The organism is Devosia sp., from assembly GCF_965229025.1.
Taxonomy (GTDB): Bacteria; Pseudomonadota; Alphaproteobacteria; order Rhizobiales; family Devosiaceae; genus Devosia_A.
The window spans coordinates 3,034,690-3,051,655 of the sequence record NZ_OZ245853.1 but is presented as its reverse complement, the minus strand read 5'-3'; the positions used below and the strand labels follow the sequence as shown (position 1 = coordinate 3,051,655).

The following is a 16,966-nucleotide window of genomic DNA, read 5'->3' as shown; positions in this document are numbered from 1 at the left end:
TGCTTACGGGACGATATGCCCGCCGGCCTTGAACAGGCTGTACCATTCCTCGCGGCTCAACAGGATGTCCGACCCTGCAGCGCTGTCGTGAACGCGTTGCGGGTTGGTGGTGCCGAGGACGACTTGGATATTGGCGGGATGCCGGGTGATCCAGGCCACCGCGATGCCCGTGGGGGTCACGCCATATTTGGCGGCCAGCCGATCGAGCTCGCTGTTCAGTTCGGCATAGTTCTCAAGATCACCGATGAATACACCATCGAAAAAGCCCTTCTGGAACGGCGACCACGCCTGCAGCATCATGCCCTTGAGCCGCGAATAATCGATGAGGCCGACATCGCGGGAGATCGACTGGTCCGACCCGGCCATATTGGCGGCAACGCCCTGGGCGATCAGGTTGGAATGGGTGATGCTGAGCTGCACTTGGTTGAACAGCAGGTCCTGCTTGACCGCGGTCTTCAGCAGTTCGATCTGGCCCGGGGTCTGGTTCGAAACACCGAAATGGCGCACCTTGCCGGCCGCATGGAGGGTATCGAACGCCTCGGCGACTTCCTCAGGCTCGACCAGTGCGTCGGGACGGTGCAGCAGCAGCACGTCGAGATAGTCGGTCTTCAGCGCCGCAAGCGAGCCATCGACCGACGCGAGGATGTGGTCGCGCGAGAAGTCGAAATAGCCTTTGCGAATTCCGACCTTGCTCTGGATGACAATGGCTTCCCGCTCTGCGGCGGAGAGTGTCACGGCCTCGGCGAAGCGCTCCTCGCAGCGGTGGCGCTCACCGCCATAGACGTCTGCGTGGTCAAAGACCGTAATGCCGCTGTCGCGCGCCGCGTCGAACAGGGCGCGGATATCAGCATTGGCCATTTTGGCGATGCGCATCAGGCCAAGCACCACGCTCGAGACCTCGAGCGTGCTGTGAGGAACCTTGTAGAGTTTCATCAAAATCGTCCTTGCAAGGGGAAAGGGTCAGGCGCCGGGAACGTATTTGCGCCAGTTGTGCTGTTCCTTGAACCCCAGCACTTCCCGGATCTTTCGGTTCGAAAGCGGCGCCTCGCGCTCGCCCATCGGGCGGGTGATGGGCGTGTTCGGCGCGTACTTGCGGAGGATCTCCGCCGTTGGCTCGTTGGCGACAATCTCGTCATTGACCGCATTGAACACCTGGAACCCCAAGCCATCCTTGCCGACGCAGAGATCAACGATCTGGCCGAGGTCGCGCGCGTCGATATAGCTCCAGGCGTTGCGCTTGCGCGACGGCGGATTGGCGAGATAGCCGGGAAAGTTCGCGTAGTCTTCAGGCGACATCACGTTGCCGATGCGCAGCGCGTAGATATCGGCGCCGGTGCGCATGGCAAAGGCGCGCGCCGTCTTCTCGTTGACCAGCTTGGAGAGGCCATAGCTGTCCATCGGGTCCACGTCATAGTCTTCCTCAAGTGGGAAGGAGTGATAGTCCCGGTCGCCTTCGGCAAAGCAGACGCCATAGGTGGTCTCGCTCGAGGCGATGACGATCTTCTTGATCCCGAGCTTGGTTGCCGCTTCGATCACGTTATAGGTCGAAACGACGTTGGCCTTGAACGTCTCGTTGTCTGGCTGCAGCAGGACGCGCGGAATGGCACCGAAGTGCACAACCGCATCGACCGGTGCCGGCCCCTTGCCGGTCTTGAAGCCGTCGAAGTCGAAGTGCATCGAGAGCGCGTTGAACACCTGACCGCTATCGGTGAGGTCGGCATTGAGCGTATTGACGCCAGCAATATTGAGCGGCTTGAGGTCGAGGTTGAAGACGCTATGCCCCTGGGCAAGCAGATAGGCGACGGCGTGTTGTCCGGCCTTGCCGCTGCCGCCGGTGAAAACGATACGCTTGCTCATGAGTTCTCCTGAATTTGCCCGTGGCCGATCGGCCAGCCGCCATCCCGCCCGGCCGATGGTTTAGCCCTGGAGCAGGTGAAGGCCAAGCCTAGATCGGCCGCTTCAGGGTGGTAGCCTTGCCGGTGGCGTGGAACGCCTTGATCGCTTCGTACTGGTCGCAACTCGGCGCCATTTCCATGATCTCGATGCGGTTGCCGTCGGGGTCCACGACCCACATGCCACGATTGCCATCAACGCCACGCTTGGCTGGATCGAGTGGCGAGACCAATGGCACACCGACCTTGGCGAGGTGCGCTGCGGTGGCTTCGATATCCGGCGTCGTCAGGCAGAGGTGGTTGAGCCCGGCCGCCTGCTGGTCACCGGCACGGCCCGTGCCACCCGGCAGCAGCTCGATATAGAGCTCATCGGTGATCCTGAGGTAGACGATCCAAGTGCGCCCATCCGCCTGCGTCAGGCGCAGGAACTCGGGAAAACCGAGTTTGGCGTAAAAGTCGATCGAGGCCTGCAGGTCAGTTGCCTTGAGGTTGAAGTGACCGAGGCTGGTAAAGGGCTGCATTGAAATCTCCATGATGCGCGGCGCGAAGGGCCGGCGATGTCAGGTGTTGTCGCGCCTTGGGTAGGCGACATAGGCGAAGCGCCGGCTGTCCGGGGCCCAGCTGTTGACGTTGATGGTCCCCTGCCCGCCAAAGAACGAGGCGATATCGCGCTGCCCCGTCCCGTCCGCGCGCATGAAGCGCAGGATGACGTCCTTGTTGGGCGGATGGCCCGTCGTGCCGGTGGGGTAGCTGATGAAGACGATCGACTGCCCATCGGGCGCAATATGCGGGAACCAGTTGACCCGTTCGTCGAATGTCAGCTGTTCGATGCCGGTGCCGTCAGGCCGCATGCGGAAGCACTGCGAGTGGCCAGGCTGCGTCGCGGCGCGCTCGGAGCTGAAATAGATCCATCTCCCGTCAGGCGAATATTCCGGCCCGTCATTGGGATAGCCGACGTCGCTGAGACGGGTATCCGGGCCGCCGGTGGCGGGAATGGTGAACATGTTGATGCGCCGCCGCTCCGCCGGCCCCTCGACGGCCACGTAGGACAGGGTCAGGCCATCCGGCGAAATGCCGTGCAGATAATAGTGGTGCGGCGTGTCGTGGATGTTCGACACCCGGCGCCAGGCACCGCCACCGATCGGGAAAGCGTAGATGTGCCCATCATTGTCGCTGCCATAGATGGTCTGGCCATCAGGCGAGAGGACGTGATCGTTGTTGAGGTCGCGGATCGGGCCGGTGTCGATCTTTTCAACCGTGCCGCTGCCATCAGCAGCAATGCGCCAGAGCTCGCCGCCCGCGTTAAAGATCAGATGCCGGCCATCGGGCGTCCAGTTTGGCGCTTCGATAACCTCGTCGGCCTCGAGCAGCAGGGTCTCCCCCGATCCGTCCGCAGCGATCGTGATGAGGCGAGCCACCTGACCTTCGAGAAGGGTGCGGCCGCTACGGGTGAACTTGGGAGCAGCAATGGGGGGCATGGGGTCCGGGCCTGATGCCGGCAACGCGCCGGGAGAATAAGGAAGGCCGGCGAGAGACTGGGAGGCTCCCCGCCGGCCGATCGATCAGTTGAAGGTCTGATCGTATGCGTCTTTGAGCGCCGCGACGGCATCATCCGTCGTCTGGTTCTTGTCGCTCCAGAAGTTGTACATCGCGGTCCAGATGCCGTTGTTCCAGTCGCCGGTGATGACGTTGAAGGGGTTCTTCACCGCACCATTGGGCTTGTTCATCGCGTCCATCGCTACCTGGTTGCAGGCATCGCGGAACTCGGTCGGGGCGTCTGAGCGCGGGCTGGTCGAGCCCTTCTGCTGATTGGCCTTGGCCGAGATAATCGGATCGACGAACGCCGCGACGAGGTCAAGTTCGGCCTTGTCCTTTTCCGCAGGCTGGCCACCGAGGATGCCCATGGCATCGGAGGTGACAGGAACTGCAAGGGCGCCAGGGATCACTTCGCAGCCGAAGTCGACGCCCGGAACCTTGCCCGCAGCCAGCCATTCGCCTTTCATCCAGTCACCCATGATGTGGAACAGGGCCTGGCCGGAGATCACCGTATTTGTGGTCTCGTTCCACGGACGGTTCTCACTTTCGGGCGTCGCTTCATTGGAGAACGCGCGCACCACTTCGATGGCCTTGCGAACCTCGGGCGTATCGAAGGCGGTCGGGTCCGGGGTTTCCGAATAGATACGATTGTATATGTCCGGCCCGGCAAGGGCCGCAACCATGGCGTGGAACAGATACCCTACCTGGAACGCCTGTCCACCGACCGCAGCAGGCACAAAACCGGCCGCCTTGATCTTGGGGAAGTCGGCGATCATTTCGTCGACGCTCTTCCAGGCAGTCGGATCAACGCCCGCCTTCTTGGCAACATCCATGTTCCAATAGACCATGCCGTCGATGTGGAGGAACAGCGGCACCTTCACCATCTTGCCGTCTACGGTCGACAACTCGCGCACGATCGGGAAGAAATTGTCTGCCGCACCGATCTCCTTGTAGTAGTCGGTCAGATCGCGTTCGAGGCCGAGGCCAGCGAGGTCGCGGAAGATGTGCGGATCAGACGTCACGAACGCGTTCGGGGGATCACCGCCCGTCACCATGTTGACGATCGAGACGTTGACGCCCGAATTGTGTGGGATCGCCAGATCTTTCCAGGTGTGGCCCTTCGCGTTCAGGGCGCCCTGCAGGATGTTCAGCGCCGCCACTTCGGCCTTGGACGACCAGCCGTGATAGACGATCAGTTCTTCGGCTGAGGCTGCAATCGGCGCCGCACCGAGCAGCAACGCAGCCGCCATAGTCGCTAGAGTCTTCATACGCATTCTGTCTCTCCCTCTTGGCTCGCGTTCCGGCGGGCCGACGTTTTCACATCCCTGCCGGGACATCCGGCGATGGATCGTTCCCCGGCGGTTCCTCCAGGCAGCCGATTGGACTGGCTGCCTGCCTTGCCGGGGCCTTTGTGTGGCCTGCCGTCGCCGGCTGGGCCCATTCGTCCGGGCCAGCAGGTCCGGTCTTTGCTCCTTTGCGGCCCACAGCGCCAGGCCGGATCATCCGATCCGGTCCGCTGACTGGCCGTAGCCTAGAGTCGGCGCCCGCTTTGGGCGTCGAAGACGTGCAGCTTCCCCTGCGGGAAGGAGATGTTGACGGTATCGCCCTGCTTGAAGCGGCCGATCTGTTCGGGATCGACGCGTGTCGCGATCAGGCCATCACCGAACTTGAGGTAAGCGGTCGCGTCGCTGCCGGTCTTTTCGCAGTATTGAACCGGCAGCGAGAAATTGCCCGCCGGGTCCGCAACTGACGCGTCCGGCTCGCCAAAGTGCTCGGGACGGAGCCCGATGACGACACCCTGTCCATCCTTTGGGGCAGTGACGAAACCATAGTGGCTGACATCGAGATCAACACCCGCCGCCCGCGCCGCGACCTTGCCCCCAGACACCGAGAGCGTAGCTGGACGAAGGTTCATCGCCGGCGAGCCGATGAAGCCTGCAACGAACATATTGGCCGGCCGGCCGTAGATCTCGTCCGGCGTTCCGAACTGCTGGATGACGCCTGCGTCCATGACCGCGATGCGCGTCGCCATGGTCATGGCTTCGATCTGGTCGTGCGTCACATAGACGATGGTCGACTTCAGCTCATCATGGAGCTTCTTGATTTCGAGCCGCATCTCGGTGCGCAGCTTGGCATCAAGGTTGGACAGCGGCTCATCGAATAGGAACACGCCGACCTTCTTGACCAGAGCCCGCCCGATCGCGACGCGCTGGCGCTGGCCACCGGAGAGCTGCGCGGGCTTCCGATCGAGCAACGGCTCGATCTGCAAGAGTTTGGCGGCCCAGGCAATACGCTGCTCAACCTCGGCCTGCGGCAGCTTGTGTGCGGCGAGGCCGAACTTGAGGTTCCCGCGCACGGTCTTGGTCGGATAGAGCGCGTAGGACTGGAAAACCATGGCCAGCCCCCGGTCCTTGGGGTCGAGGTCCGTCACATCCCGGTCCCCGATGGTGATCCGCCCGGCAGTGACGTCGAGCAGGCCTGCCAGAAGGTTCAGCAGCGTGGTTTTTCCGCAACCCGAAGGCCCCAGGAGGACCAGGAACTCGCCGTCGTCGATCGCAAGGTCGAGATTCTTGAGAACCGTCAGACGGCCATAACTCTTGATGATGTCTTCAAATGCTACGCGTGGCATGCCCTACCCCTTGATCGCGCCGGCAGTGATGCCCTGGACGAAAAACTTGCCGAGAACGAAATAGATGACGAGCGGCGGGATGGCGGTGAGGAGCGCCGCCGCCATGTTCTCGTTGTAGGCAGCCTCGCCGGTGGTGGTGATCACCACATTGGCGAGCACCACACTCATCGGTTGGGTGCCGAGACCGCCGAAAGTGAGCCCGAGGAGAAAATCGTTCCAGATCGAGGTGACCTGCAGGATCAGCACCACGATGAAGATATTGCCGCTCATCGGCATGATGATCTCGCCGAAGATGCGCCAGAAGGACCCAGAGTCCATCATTGCGGCGCTCATGATCTCCTGCGGGATGCCCTTGTAGTAGTTGCGGAACACCAGCGTCAGGAACGGCATGGAGAGCACGGCGTGAATGATCGCGATGCCCCAGATCGTGCCGTAAACCTTGATCCCCGAGCTCAGGATGATCAGCGGGATCATGATGATCTGGAACGGCACGAAGGCGCAGATGAACAGGATGAACAGGAACGTCCCGGCCCAGCGCACATTCCACAGCGCCAGCGCATAGCCGGTGATCGAGGAGAGCGTCATCGAGAACACGAGGCTCGGGATCAGGATCGCCACCGAGTTCCAGAAGCCAACCTTCAGTCCCTCGCAGCGGATGCCGGAGCAGGCATTGTCCCAGGCGTTGATCCAGGGCTCGATCGTAATCGGCGAGGGCAGCGAGAAGATCGCCCCCTCGCGGATCTGCGCCATGGTTTTGAACGAGGTGGTGATAATGATGTAGAGCGGCACGCAGAAGAACGCGGCGCAGATGGAAAGGAAGATGAGGATCGCAATCGAGCGCCCCGAAATCCCCTTTGGCTTGCGCGGAAAGCGCGGCGCGCTGTCGACCACGGCTTCGCCGGGCTGGATGGCCATGCTCATGATGTCCTCGCACGTTCGCGCCAGGCGGTCAGCAGCACCAGCGGCAGGAAAATCAGCCCCGTGATCAGCAGCATCAGCACCGCCGCTGCCGAAGCGTAGGCGAGGTTCGATTTGACCCAGTAGGCATTGATGGTGAAGTAGCCCGGCACCCACGTCGCCTGCCCCGGCCCGCCATTGGTCATGGCGACCACGATGTCGTAGGCCTTGACCACACCAAGCGAGAGCAGGATGGCGCAGGTAAGGAAGGTGAACTTCATCATCGGGATGATGATTTCGGCGTAGAGGCGCCAGAAACTCACGCCGTCGAGCTTGGCCGCGCTCCAGATCTCGGTGTTGATGGATTTGAGCCCCGAGAGCATCAGCGCCATGTAAAAGCCGGCGCCCTGCCAGACCGAGGCGAGGATGATGCCGTACATCGCCGTCTCGGGCTTCGACAGCCAGTCGAAGCTGATCCATGTCAGACCGATCGAGTGCAGCGCGCCCTGTAGCCCGAAGCTCGGGTTGAACATCCAACGCCAGGCAACCCCGGTCACGATCAGCGACACAGCGAGCGGGTATAGGAAGATCGTACGGAAGAACCCTTCACCCCGCTTTTCGCGATCGATCATGGCGGCAAGGATGAAGCCGAAGACAATGGCGAGGAAACTGCCGATGCCCAGCACCAGCATGTTTTTCAGGGCGATGGTCCAGCCCTTGTCCTTGAACAGCCGTTCGTACTGCTTGGCCCAGTCGGTCACATCAATGCCGTAGGTGGCGAATGCCTTGGACGTCGTGAACGACACGTAGATCGTCCACAGGATCGCGCCGATGAACACCACCGCGGTGATCACAACCGCCGGAGTCAACGCAAGCTGCGGCGACCATCGGCTCCACCGAAAGGCCATGCAATCCTCCCTCCTGCACCACAGCCGGCTTTTGCCTCGCTGCGTTCCCTTGCCCTGTTTCAGGGTCGTATTATCGATAATCTAAAGAGGACTGTGCGCTGCCGTCAATGGCCTATTTTCTGTGCGCGCCTCAATCCGTCTCGCCTTCTCGTTGACGTGTTTTTGTCAATCAGCAGACCATCCAATGCTGATGCAAATCTTCGGAACCGAACATAATATAATAAAATCAAGGTACTAAAGACGGTTCACTAACCCGCCGCAGCTGCTAGGCGACCCAGGAGAGGTGAAAAGGCAATTGACAACTGAGCTTCGTTCGGACACCTCATTTCCGTATTAGCGTTCACTACGAAGGCGCATTGGGAGGCTGTCAATAGCCTCGCAGGGTGGACCTACAGGGAGGAAAATATGCAGGGAATCAATGGTGTGGGACATGTCGCCATCAAGGTGACGGACCTCGACCGGTCGCTCGACTATTACGTCAACAAGCTCGGTTTTCCCGAAATGCTCCGGCTCGCAAAGGACGATGGTACCGTCTGGCTGGTCTACCTTCGGATCACTGACGAGCAGTATCTCGAGGTGTTCCCCGGTGCCGAGAACGACCGGGCGCCGGGCTGGAACGCCAATGGCATGAACCACATGTGCCTGACGGTCGACAACATCGACGAGGTGCTGGCGAGGATCGCTGCCGCCGGGCTTGAACTGCTCTTGCCGCTGAAGACCGCTATCGATGGCAACCGCCAGGCCTGGCTTGAAGACCCGGACGGCAACCGCATCGAGCTGATGGAAATGGCGACCGACAGCCTGCAATACGCCGCTATCCAGCGTCTGCGCAGAGAGGGCGCGATCACCTGAAAGGCGAGCGAAACTGCGCGCCATGGCGGAACGAGTGAAGGTGACCCGCACCGAAGACCCGTGTTATCGATGGCGCGCTGATTTGTGCGAAGGATCGCCTGTGCAAGCGCTGGATGGACATCTTGGGTAAAGGTATTGTCCGCCTCCGCGATATTGCTGCACGGACAGGCTTTTCACTCAACACGGTGTCCCTGGCGCTGCGCCACAGCGAGCGCATTCCGGTTGAGACGCGGAACAAGATCCAGTCGGCAGCGCTGGAATTGCGCTATGTCCCCAATCAGATCGCCAAGTCGTTGGTCAGCCGCGAAACGCGGACCATCGGCCTGGTGCTGACCGATATCCTCAACCCGACGCTGACCCAGACCGCACAGGCCGTGGAAATCGCCTTGGCCGCGAAAGGTTATGGCACGCTGTTCGCCACCTCCAACAACACGCTGGAAGAGGAGATCAAGGTCGTCGACATGTTCCGCTCCCGCCAAGTCGATGGCATCCTGATCTATCCAGCCCGCCACCGCGACCTCGAGCACCTGCGGCCGCTTCGACGGGCCAATTTTCCGCTGGTGCTGTTGATTGCCGACCCCGACGCTGGGATCGACGGCGTGAGCGTGGACGATCGCAGCGGCGGCTACCAGGCGACGCGCTACCTCATTGGCCGGGGCCACCGGCGCATCGGCTTTCTCGACGCTTCACATTCAAACGGCAACGACGAAAAGCTTGAAGGTTATCAGCAGGCCCTGACCGAGGCCGGGATCGAGATTGACCGCGACCTCATTGCACCGACCAATGGCCACTACGGACGCCACGGCTATTTCGCCCTCGATATGCTGATGAATGGTGCCAAGCGCCCGACAGCGGTGCTGGCGGATAACGACTCGCTTGCATTGGGCGCGCTGCGCTGGTGCCACAAGCACGGCGTCCGCATCCCCGACGATCTCGCCATCATGGGCTATGACAACATCGCTTTCACCGAGTTCGGCGAACCGCCGCTGTCGACGGTGAACTACGACGCCGCCGCCGTATCGCAAATGGCCGTCGACCGGCTGATGCATCTGATCGCCGCAGGCGAAAAGCTGCCGTCCCCGCGTGTGACCCTGATCAATCCCGAACTCATCATCCGCGAAAGTACGTGATCGATCATGACCATACTCGCATCCGGTCCGCGCCCAGCCCCCCTCGCCAACAATCCCTTGCCCCTGCTGCCCATGGCGCAAGGCGGCTCATGGTACGCCAAGGATGTGGCGGATGCAGATCTGCTGAGTGCCCTGGAGGCAGCCTATCGCGCCGGCATCCGGCACTTCGACACTGCGGCAGGTTACGGCAATGGCAGGTCTGAAACCCTGCTCGGCCAGTTCCTTGAAGGCAAGCGCGAGAGCGTCTTTCTCGCCTCCAAGTCGCACACCGATAACCTCACGGCAGCGGCGAGCCTCGCCGAAGTCGAGGGCAGCCTCAAAAGGCTCGGGGTCGAGTTCATTGACCTCTACTACATCCATTGGCCTCGCGCCGGCCGGGACATGCGCCCCGTCATGGAAGGGCTCGAAATCGCACGCGCCCAGGGCAAGATCGGCGCCATTGGGGTCAGCAACTTCAGCGTTGCGCAAATGGAGCAGGTCTCCGAGGTCGGTCGCATCGACGTCCATCAACTCGGCTACAACCTGCTGTGGCGGTATGCCGAAGTTGAAGCAATTCCCTATTGCCGCGGAAAGGGTATCGCGGTGGTGGCGTACAGCGCCCTCGGTCACGGCATCCTGACCGGAAAATTCGGCCTCGACCCGGGCCTTGTCGCGTGCGATCAGCGTCATTCGATCCTGCCGTTCAGGGCGGATATCTGGCCGCACGTATACGCTGGTGTTGAAGAAATGAAGCAACTCGCCCACAACTTGGGCCTGCCACTCTCGACCCTCGCGATCCGCTGGATCCTGAACCAGCCAGGGATCCACTCAGTCGTCGTGGGGGCTCGCAGCCCCGACCAGGTCACCGCAAATGCCGCCGCGCTGGAACCCGAAATCTCCGCCGGCGCCTTCACCCGCCTGACCGCAATCAGCGACAAAATAATGTCACACGTCCCCGACGCCGGAAACCTGTTCAACCATTACCCGTGAGCGGGCGTAAGTCTGGTCGGCGGCCGTGGGAGTACGCGACACAGTTCCGCGGAAAAGTTGCCAATCGTGATGGAAATGTCACTTCTTTTTGACTTCCGCGCTGCTATTCTACTGTTGAGTTGCGTTGGGCATTGGGGGACTTTTGAATGATTTCAAGAAGTGGTTTGGCTGTTGGCTTTTCCGTTCTGGCGTTTGGCTTGGCCATGTCGCCGACAGCGCAGGCTCAGGACCTGAGCTTTGACAGCCCCTATGTTGAGTTTGGTGCCGGTGGAAACTGGCAAGAACTGGCGCTGGACAACCTTTCGAGTTCCTCGAACTACACACCGAGCTCAACCGAAGTCAGCAATCTTGAACTTGGTGCCGATCTCTACGCCGCAGTGGGTGCGACACTGATCCCGGGGTTGCGAGCCGAGATCCAGGGCAGTTACCACACCAATTCGGGCGCCCGCTTCGACGTGCAGTCTGAAGGTTCAGCGACGCTGACAGCCGACTCAGCGACGTTTATGGTCCTTGCCAACCTGTGGAAAGACTTTGCCGTCACACAGGGGATGACCTTCAGTGTCGGCGCCGGTCTAGGTCTGGGTTCCTCGCAGCAGACCGCTGAGAGCGGTGCCTACACCACGGACATCAATACTACCGGCCTCGCCTACATGATCGGCGCCGGTGTCGGCTTCGACATTGGTTCGGGCATGGTGATCAGTCTGACCTACTCGTTGAGCGGAATCGCTGGCGGCACCAGCGGGCAAGTGGCCTTCGACAGTTCGGATAGCGACGACGAACCCTTTACCGGTGATCTGTCGAGTTCGATGAACCAGTCCCTGACGGTCGGCCTGCGCATCCCGATGTAAGACGGACCTCCGGTCTCTTTGAAGTGAGATTGCTTGAGCCCGGCCACAGTGCCGGGCTCAGTCTATCAGGCAGACGAATTCCTGATACTTGCCGCCCGGCTCCCGCGGAATCTCATCGACATAGCGGAAGTGTATCGTCATGGGCTCGGGCAGCTTCTTCGCGATGGCCTGCCGAATCCTGTCCTCGGTCTCAGCCGAGACGGTGTCTTTTGTGGCAAAGACCACTTCCAGTTCATCGTAGCTGAGCTGACGGAACTGGTGTTGCACCACGTGCACCAGCGACGAGTAGGCCTTGGCGCCAAAGCTCGGCCAGAAGGTCCGGCCGTCCCGGACACGAAAGATGTTGCGGATGCGCCCAACGACCCGATTGAGCACCCCGAAACAGCGACCGCACGAGCAGACCGCGCCACGCTCGGCAAGGTCACCGATATCGTACCTGAGCAGCGGCGTTGCGTAGTTGAAAAGTGGCGTGATCACCAGCCTGCCGGTCTCGCCCGGGGCAACGGGTCGGTCATCCTCGCTCAGCACTTCCACGATCAACGCATCGTCCATGGTGTGGTACCGGCGGGTGTTCGGACACTGCAGAGCAATCACCCCCAGTTCCTCGGCGGAATAAGTGTCATAGAGTTCAGCGCCCAGGTCATTCCGGCAGGCATCGCGCAACTCGGCGTCCACGGTTTCGCCGACCGTAGAGACGCCGAGCAGGCGGAACGGCATCCTCCCCTCCCGTGCCGCACGCGCCGCCATGGCCCGAATAATGGACGGGTAGGTCAGCAGGTAGTCGGGCTTGATCCGCGACAGCCATTCCCATTGCTGCTCGAGACTTGCCTTGGTGTCGAGATGGGCCGACGGCCCGGTTTGCAGAGGCACTGTCGTGACATTGCCCCAGCTCGGTTCGATGACACCTTCAGGGTAGGGCGCCATGGTCTTGAAGTGCACCCGGATCGTCGCATAGGTCTTGCCAAAGTCCCGGCCAGCCCAGAGTTGGGCGCGCAGGTTCATGCCGGATTGCCAACCGTGGCTGATATTGGTGGTTTCCACCGCGACGACCTGACCGCTGGTTCCGGATGACCGCTTCTGTCCTCCAAAGCTGTGCCCGGTGGGCAATTGCAGGCTACGGTAGTCCAGCGGATTTCGCGCCAGCGCACCACGCGTCAGGATCGGAATAGCCGACAGCGCTTCCGGCAAGGTCTTGGCGCTGCTGACGGAAGCAGCGAAAGCGGCATTGGCATAGGCTTCTACCTCGCGTGTGCCAAAGCCGACCAGGCGTTTGAGGTGATGTAGCTGGTACGCGGCGAGTTGAGGCTGATCCATCAGGGCGCCCGCTTCGAGCTGCTTTTGGAAGGCAAACGCCTGCTCTGCCGCCGGTCCGGGTAGTCTCTGGGCCGTCAGCTTGTGGAGTGGGACTGCTCTATCTCTCATGGGATAAGTCTGTATCCTGCGCCGACCGATGGCCATCCATGCCGCGCATTGGTAGTTATCGCAAGCTCTGGGAGGAACGACATTGACCATGACCACACCGCTAGCTCTCCGCCGTCGGCACTTTCTCGGAATTCTTGGCGCGGTGGCGGCCACGTGCGCGTCGCCCGGCCTCGCCTGGGCGGCACAGACCCTGCGCATTGTCGTTGGGACCGATCCCGGTGGCACACTCGATGTTTCGGCGCGCGCCTTCGCGACATTGCTCAAGGACTACCGCGGCGACGCAGCTATCGAAGTGGAAAATGACGGTGGTGGCGGCGGACGCTTTGCCCTGAGCGCGGCGTTCGAGGCCAAGGGTAGCCCCGACCTCATCTCCTTTGTTCCTGGCAGCATGATCTATGGGGCGTTGTCCGACGACGAGCTGTCCAGCCAGTTCGCTGCCGTGCAGTTCCTCGGCTCGCTCGGCCGTGACCAGCGCGTGCTATTTGTTACGGAGAGGGCCGGCGTCAAGAGCTTTGCCGAGCTCCTTGCGTCACAAAATGCAATCACGGTGCCGACGCCGCGTGCCACGTCATCATCACATTTCGAGACGCTACTGACCAATGCAGTGAGCGGCAGCCGCATCAAGCCGGTTGGCGGCTATGGCAGCGCCGGTCGCAAGGTGGCAATCATGTCGGGCGAAGTGAATGCAGCACTGGGCTCCTACGATACGTTCTCAGACCTTGTCGCTGATGGTACACTTATGCCCATTCTCGCCCTCAACGCTCCCATAGCCGGGTCTGCGCTGGCCGACCTCCCTGTGCTCAGCAGCTTCGCGAACACCGAGACCAAAAGGCAGATCCTCGACATCATGACTGCCGCCGCAGAATCCGACCAGATGGTTATCGTGCCGCCCGACATTGACGCGGTGAGCTTCGCCGCCCTCGAAGCAGGCTTCGTCGCCTGCGCGCCCAAGGTTACTGACGCATTGCGCGCCACGAGCGGCAACGGGTCGGCGTTGCCGGTCGATACTGCAGCGCTAAGACAGACCATCAGCGCCATCTTTTCCGAGCGGGAGCTATACGCCAAGGTGCTGAAGTCGGCAGTCGCGTGCGGAGCAGCCCTGAGTGATGGACAGGCCTGCGTCCTGTAGGCAAAAGGTGGGCAGATGATGATCACTCCGTTTGATCGGCCGGACGCTCTTGTCGGTCTCGGGGTAGGGTCGCTCATTGGCGTCATCATTGGGCTGGTGCCCGGTGTCAGTGCCCGCGCAGCATTGCTCATCATAACGCCGTTTCTGCTTGGTCTGCCACCGCTGGTGGCGGCCATCCTGCTAGTTGCCATGCATGCCGCTGCTCAGGTGTCGGGAACTGTTCCGGCTGCCTTGTTCGGCGCACCGACGTCTGCGGCGGAGGCCGCAACTGTCATCAACGGCTATCCGCTGTCGCTTCGCGGCGAGGCATCGCGGGTGGTTGGTGTGATCCTTGGGTCAAGCGCCTTCGGAGGCGTAGCTGGTGCACTGGTACTGCTGCTGGTGGCGCCCTTCATGGCCAAGGCGCTGCTGTTCATCGGCACCCCAGAGGTTGCCGCTCTGGCCTGCCTGGGGCTGGTGGGCATCTCGGCAGTTTCAAGCAGTGGACTGCCCGCGGGAATTGCCCTCGGCGCGCTGGGAATCCTCTGTTCGACCGTCGGGGTTGATCCCATCCAAGGCGTCGTCAGGCTGACCTTTGGCGTGCCTCGACTAATCGACGGGTTCGGCATTCCTGCGGTCATAGCGGGTATCATCGCTATCCCCGAACTGCTGCGCCACGAGCGAGCGACAGAGCGGACACGCGCCAAGCCGGCGCTCCGCCTGACCATCGATGGCCTGCTCGAACCGTTCCGGCACCTCGCCCTCTCCCTCAAGTCGGCTGCCATCGGGGTGCTCGTCGGCATCACCCCCGGGATCGGCACCAGTGTTGCGGTCTGGATGTCCTACGGCATGGCCGCACGCGCGAGCCCACGTGAACTGCCGTTCGGGGAGGGGGCCGTCGAGGGTATCGTTGCACCCGAAGTGGCCGCCGGCTCCAAGGAGGGCGGGGCTTTTATCCCGACCCTGTTCCTCGGCGTGCCGGGGAGTTCCGGCATGGCGATCATCCTCGCTGCTTTCGCCATGATCGGCATCCAGGTGGGCCCGGCGATGATGCGCGTCCAGCCCGAACTACCCGCAGCCATAGCCCTGACCATCGGTGCCTCCAACCTGCTGGGGCTTGTGATCTGCCTGCTGTTTGCGCCGCTTTTGCTCCAACTGGCGCGCCTGCCGCGTCGCGGTATCGCCGTTGTCTCGCTTTGTAGCGCGCTGATCGCCACCTACTATACCGCACCAAACGCTGCGACCGTCTGGCAGATGCTCGGCTTCGGCATATTCGGGCTGCTGCTGATCCGCGCCGGCATAGCGCGCGCGCCCTTCCTGCTCGGGTTCATTATCGGGCCGGTGCTCGAATCTGCCCTGCAGCGCTCAACCATCCTTTATGGCTGGGGGACACTGCTTCGCCCGGGCGTCCTGATCTTGCTCGGACTGACTGCAGCGCTGGTGTTTGGCGCGCGCCTGACGCGGCGCCGGGGAGCGGCACGGGCAACTGCGCCGAACGGCGTTTCACCCGCTGCCATCGCTCCGCTCGGCCTCGGGGCCGCAACTGCCATTTTGACGCTGTTTGTAAGCCAGTACTATGCCCCGATGTCCGCCATGATGCCGCGCGTCGCCGCCATCACCACCCTTGGGGCGCTCGCGGTGCTCGCTGCGCTGCAACTGCTGCGACGGCCGCCGGCCAAGCCCGTTGAGACGATCGAATGGCTTCCGGCGGGGCTGGGGTTGGTGGGACTTGCAGCCGCGAGCCTCGTCGGCTGGGTGGCATTGCTGTTGCCACTCGCGGCATTGCCACTCTCCCTGATACGTCCACGTGCCCGACAAGACATCAACAGCGAGGTCTCAACATGAGCCCAGTGAGTGCTCAGGATCTGGCCGATGCGGCCGAAGACTATGCCTATGCCGTGGCCAACTGCGCTGGTTGCACCGACTACCATGCGACACGCCCCTATCTGGTGCTGTCGGGCGAGCGCATGGGTGCAGAGCGCGACAAGGAACAATTCGGCGCACTTGCTTCTGGCCTGTTCCCCGCCTCGGGTGATTTGCTGATTGCCGGAGCAGCCGACGCGGGGCTGCTGGAGTTCGCACTGGATGTGCTGGGGACCAGGCTGCACCAGGTCCACGTCGCCGATCTCTGCCCTTCACCGCTCCACGCCAGTGAACGTCTCGCGAAACGGCGCAGCGCTCCACTCACCACCTTTGTACGCGACCTGACGGCGGCGGCTCCATTTGGCAGCTACGACATGATCATAGCGCACCTGATCCTCCACTTCATGCCGCCAGCCGGGCGTCTCCGCTACCTGCGGCTGTTGCAGCAGATGTTGAAACCAGGGGGAGTCGTTATCGTGGCCACCTCCGGCGGACGGCTAGTGCCTCGAGCCCCCGGCGATCACGCTCAGCAGATACTCGACGCCCTTGCCGAGCGCCACATTTCGCTGCCGGCCACCGTCTCTGAACTCCGCGCGCGCATTGCCTCCATCGTCAACCGCCCACCAACTGAAAGCGCCATGGTCGACCTGCAGCACAGCGATCGCAATTTTGATCCGGATGAGTTCCGAACTTCGGGCGCCTACGAAGCGGCGGGATTGCGCATTGTCGATGTCCACAAGTTCCATTCCGACAACGGGGGCCGCACCCGCCGACGCACCTACACGGTCGCCAAAGCGGCGCCTTGAGCCCGGAGGCACCTCGGTGCATAAACCGGATGGACTTGGTAAATCGTAGGCTACTGAGTAGCAGACCAGCGCCGCTTCAAACCCAGAGTGTCAGTAGAGCCAGAAA

At 61.9% G+C, this 16,966-nt stretch carries 16 protein-coding genes; 7 read left to right on the top strand and 9 right to left on the bottom strand.

The genetic code is table 11. The features are described 5' to 3' along the window. Positions 1 to 3: 3 nt before the first annotated feature. From ACO06J_RS14850 to ACO06J_RS14815, 8 genes are all read right to left on the bottom strand, one after another. Positions 4 to 933, bottom strand: a complete 930-nt coding sequence (locus ACO06J_RS14850) for an aldo/keto reductase (protein ID WP_421761493.1) — start codon at positions 931 to 933, stop codon at positions 4 to 6. A gap of 27 nt (positions 934 to 960) precedes the next feature. After that, positions 961 to 1,857: an NAD-dependent epimerase/dehydratase family protein gene (locus tag ACO06J_RS14845; RefSeq protein ID WP_421761492.1), complete on the bottom strand. Its 897-nt coding sequence runs from the start codon at positions 1,855 to 1,857 to the stop codon at positions 961 to 963. An 88-nt stretch (positions 1,858 to 1,945) separates the two neighbouring features. Further along, positions 1,946 to 2,413 (bottom strand): VOC family protein, encoded by a 468-nt coding sequence (locus ACO06J_RS14840; RefSeq protein WP_421761491.1) that lies wholly within the window; start codon positions 2,411 to 2,413, stop codon positions 1,946 to 1,948. A gap of 39 nt (positions 2,414 to 2,452) precedes the next feature. Continuing rightward, the gene (locus ACO06J_RS14835) at positions 2,453 to 3,370 is read right to left on the bottom strand and encodes a TolB family protein (RefSeq protein ID WP_421761490.1); all 918 of its coding nucleotides are present in this window, start codon (positions 3,368 to 3,370) and stop codon (positions 2,453 to 2,455) included. Between the two features lie 84 nt (positions 3,371 to 3,454). After that, a complete protein-coding gene (locus ACO06J_RS14830; protein ID WP_421761489.1) occupies positions 3,455 to 4,702 on the bottom strand; it encodes an ABC transporter substrate-binding protein in 1,248 nt (415 codons plus the stop codon). 257 nt (positions 4,703 to 4,959) lie between these two features. Then, the gene (locus ACO06J_RS14825) at positions 4,960 to 6,057 is read right to left on the bottom strand and encodes an ABC transporter ATP-binding protein (protein WP_421761488.1); all 1,098 of its coding nucleotides are present in this window, start codon (positions 6,055 to 6,057) and stop codon (positions 4,960 to 4,962) included. A gap of 3 nt (positions 6,058 to 6,060) precedes the next feature. Further along, a complete protein-coding gene (locus ACO06J_RS14820) occupies positions 6,061 to 6,978 on the bottom strand; it encodes a carbohydrate ABC transporter permease (protein ID WP_421761487.1) in 918 nt (305 codons plus the stop codon). Next, a complete protein-coding gene (locus ACO06J_RS14815; protein ID WP_421761486.1) occupies positions 6,975 to 7,862 on the bottom strand; it encodes a carbohydrate ABC transporter permease in 888 nt (295 codons plus the stop codon). Before ACO06J_RS14815 ends, ACO06J_RS14820 begins: the two co-directional genes overlap by 4 nt. A gap of 405 nt (positions 7,863 to 8,267) precedes the next feature. Between ACO06J_RS14815 and ACO06J_RS14810 the strand changes: the two genes are divergently transcribed. The 4 genes from ACO06J_RS14810 to ACO06J_RS14795 all read left to right on the top strand — a co-directional run bounded on the left by ACO06J_RS14810 (position 8,268) and on the right by ACO06J_RS14795 (position 11,661). Beyond that, positions 8,268 to 8,714: a VOC family protein gene (locus tag ACO06J_RS14810; RefSeq protein ID WP_421761485.1), complete on the top strand. Its 447-nt coding sequence runs from the start codon at positions 8,268 to 8,270 to the stop codon at positions 8,712 to 8,714. A gap of 113 nt (positions 8,715 to 8,827) precedes the next feature. Beyond that, on the top strand, positions 8,828 to 9,844 hold the full coding sequence (locus ACO06J_RS14805) for a LacI family DNA-binding transcriptional regulator (RefSeq protein WP_421761484.1): 1,017 nt from the start codon (positions 8,828 to 8,830) through the stop codon (positions 9,842 to 9,844). 6 nt (positions 9,845 to 9,850) lie between these two features. Further along, positions 9,851 to 10,813: an aldo/keto reductase gene (locus ACO06J_RS14800; RefSeq protein WP_421761483.1), complete on the top strand. Its 963-nt coding sequence runs from the start codon at positions 9,851 to 9,853 to the stop codon at positions 10,811 to 10,813. Between the two features lie 146 nt (positions 10,814 to 10,959). Then, positions 10,960 to 11,661, top strand: a complete 702-nt coding sequence (locus ACO06J_RS14795; protein WP_421761482.1) for an outer membrane protein — start codon at positions 10,960 to 10,962, stop codon at positions 11,659 to 11,661. A gap of 57 nt (positions 11,662 to 11,718) precedes the next feature. On the opposite strand, the gene ACO06J_RS14790 is transcribed toward ACO06J_RS14795, so the two are convergent. Further along, entirely contained in the window at positions 11,719 to 13,173 is a 1,455-nt protein-coding gene (locus ACO06J_RS14790) for a hypothetical protein (RefSeq protein WP_421761481.1), read from the bottom strand. Here ACO06J_RS14790 and ACO06J_RS14785 point away from each other — a divergent pair. From ACO06J_RS14785 to ACO06J_RS14775, 3 genes are read left to right on the top strand one after another with little or no spacing between them, the layout of a single operon-like run. Next, the gene (locus tag ACO06J_RS14785) at positions 13,172 to 14,212 is read left to right on the top strand and encodes a hypothetical protein (RefSeq protein ID WP_421761480.1); all 1,041 of its coding nucleotides are present in this window, start codon (positions 13,172 to 13,174) and stop codon (positions 14,210 to 14,212) included. The two genes, ACO06J_RS14790 and ACO06J_RS14785, sit on opposite strands and share 2 nt — an antisense overlap. Before the next feature lie 15 nt (positions 14,213 to 14,227). Further along, positions 14,228 to 16,036: a tripartite tricarboxylate transporter permease gene (locus ACO06J_RS14780; protein ID WP_421761479.1), complete on the top strand. Its 1,809-nt coding sequence runs from the start codon at positions 14,228 to 14,230 to the stop codon at positions 16,034 to 16,036. Further along, entirely contained in the window at positions 16,033 to 16,860 is an 828-nt protein-coding gene (locus ACO06J_RS14775; protein ID WP_421761478.1) for a class I SAM-dependent methyltransferase, read from the top strand. Before ACO06J_RS14780 ends, ACO06J_RS14775 begins: the two co-directional genes overlap by 4 nt. Positions 16,861 to 16,966: the final 106 nt, after the last annotated feature.

Bases quoted from the DNA above. Each gene is read 5' to 3' on its own strand.
- ACO06J_RS14850 (WP_421761493.1), bottom strand. From the start codon at position 933: ATGAAACTCTACAAGGTTCCTCACAGCACGCTCGAGGTCTCGAGCGTG.
- ACO06J_RS14845 (WP_421761492.1), bottom strand. From the start codon at position 1,857: ATGAGCAAGCGTATCGTTTTCACCGGCGGCAGCGGCAAGGCCGGACAA.
- ACO06J_RS14840 (WP_421761491.1), bottom strand. From the start codon at position 2,413: ATGCAGCCCTTTACCAGCCTCGGTCACTTCAACCTCAAGGCAACTGAC.
- ACO06J_RS14835 (WP_421761490.1), bottom strand. From the start codon at position 3,370: ATGCCCCCCATTGCTGCTCCCAAGTTCACCCGTAGCGGCCGCACCCTT.
- ACO06J_RS14830 (WP_421761489.1), bottom strand. From the start codon at position 4,702: ATGCGTATGAAGACTCTAGCGACTATGGCGGCTGCGTTGCTGCTCGGT.
- ACO06J_RS14825 (WP_421761488.1), bottom strand. From the start codon at position 6,057: ATGCCACGCGTAGCATTTGAAGACATCATCAAGAGTTATGGCCGTCTG.
- ACO06J_RS14820 (WP_421761487.1), bottom strand. From the start codon at position 6,978: ATGAGCATGGCCATCCAGCCCGGCGAAGCCGTGGTCGACAGCGCGCCG.
- ACO06J_RS14815 (WP_421761486.1), bottom strand. From the start codon at position 7,862: ATGGCCTTTCGGTGGAGCCGATGGTCGCCGCAGCTTGCGTTGACTCCG.
- ACO06J_RS14810 (WP_421761485.1), top strand. From the start codon at position 8,268: ATGCAGGGAATCAATGGTGTGGGACATGTCGCCATCAAGGTGACGGAC.
- ACO06J_RS14805 (WP_421761484.1), top strand. From the start codon at position 8,828: ATGGACATCTTGGGTAAAGGTATTGTCCGCCTCCGCGATATTGCTGCA.
- ACO06J_RS14800 (WP_421761483.1), top strand. From the start codon at position 9,851: ATGACCATACTCGCATCCGGTCCGCGCCCAGCCCCCCTCGCCAACAAT.
- ACO06J_RS14795 (WP_421761482.1), top strand. From the start codon at position 10,960: ATGATTTCAAGAAGTGGTTTGGCTGTTGGCTTTTCCGTTCTGGCGTTT.
- ACO06J_RS14785 (WP_421761480.1), top strand. From the start codon at position 13,172: ATGACCACACCGCTAGCTCTCCGCCGTCGGCACTTTCTCGGAATTCTT.
- ACO06J_RS14790 (WP_421761481.1), bottom strand. From the start codon at position 13,173: ATGGTCAATGTCGTTCCTCCCAGAGCTTGCGATAACTACCAATGCGCG.
- ACO06J_RS14780 (WP_421761479.1), top strand. From the start codon at position 14,228: ATGATGATCACTCCGTTTGATCGGCCGGACGCTCTTGTCGGTCTCGGG.
- ACO06J_RS14775 (WP_421761478.1), top strand. From the start codon at position 16,033: ATGAGCCCAGTGAGTGCTCAGGATCTGGCCGATGCGGCCGAAGACTAT.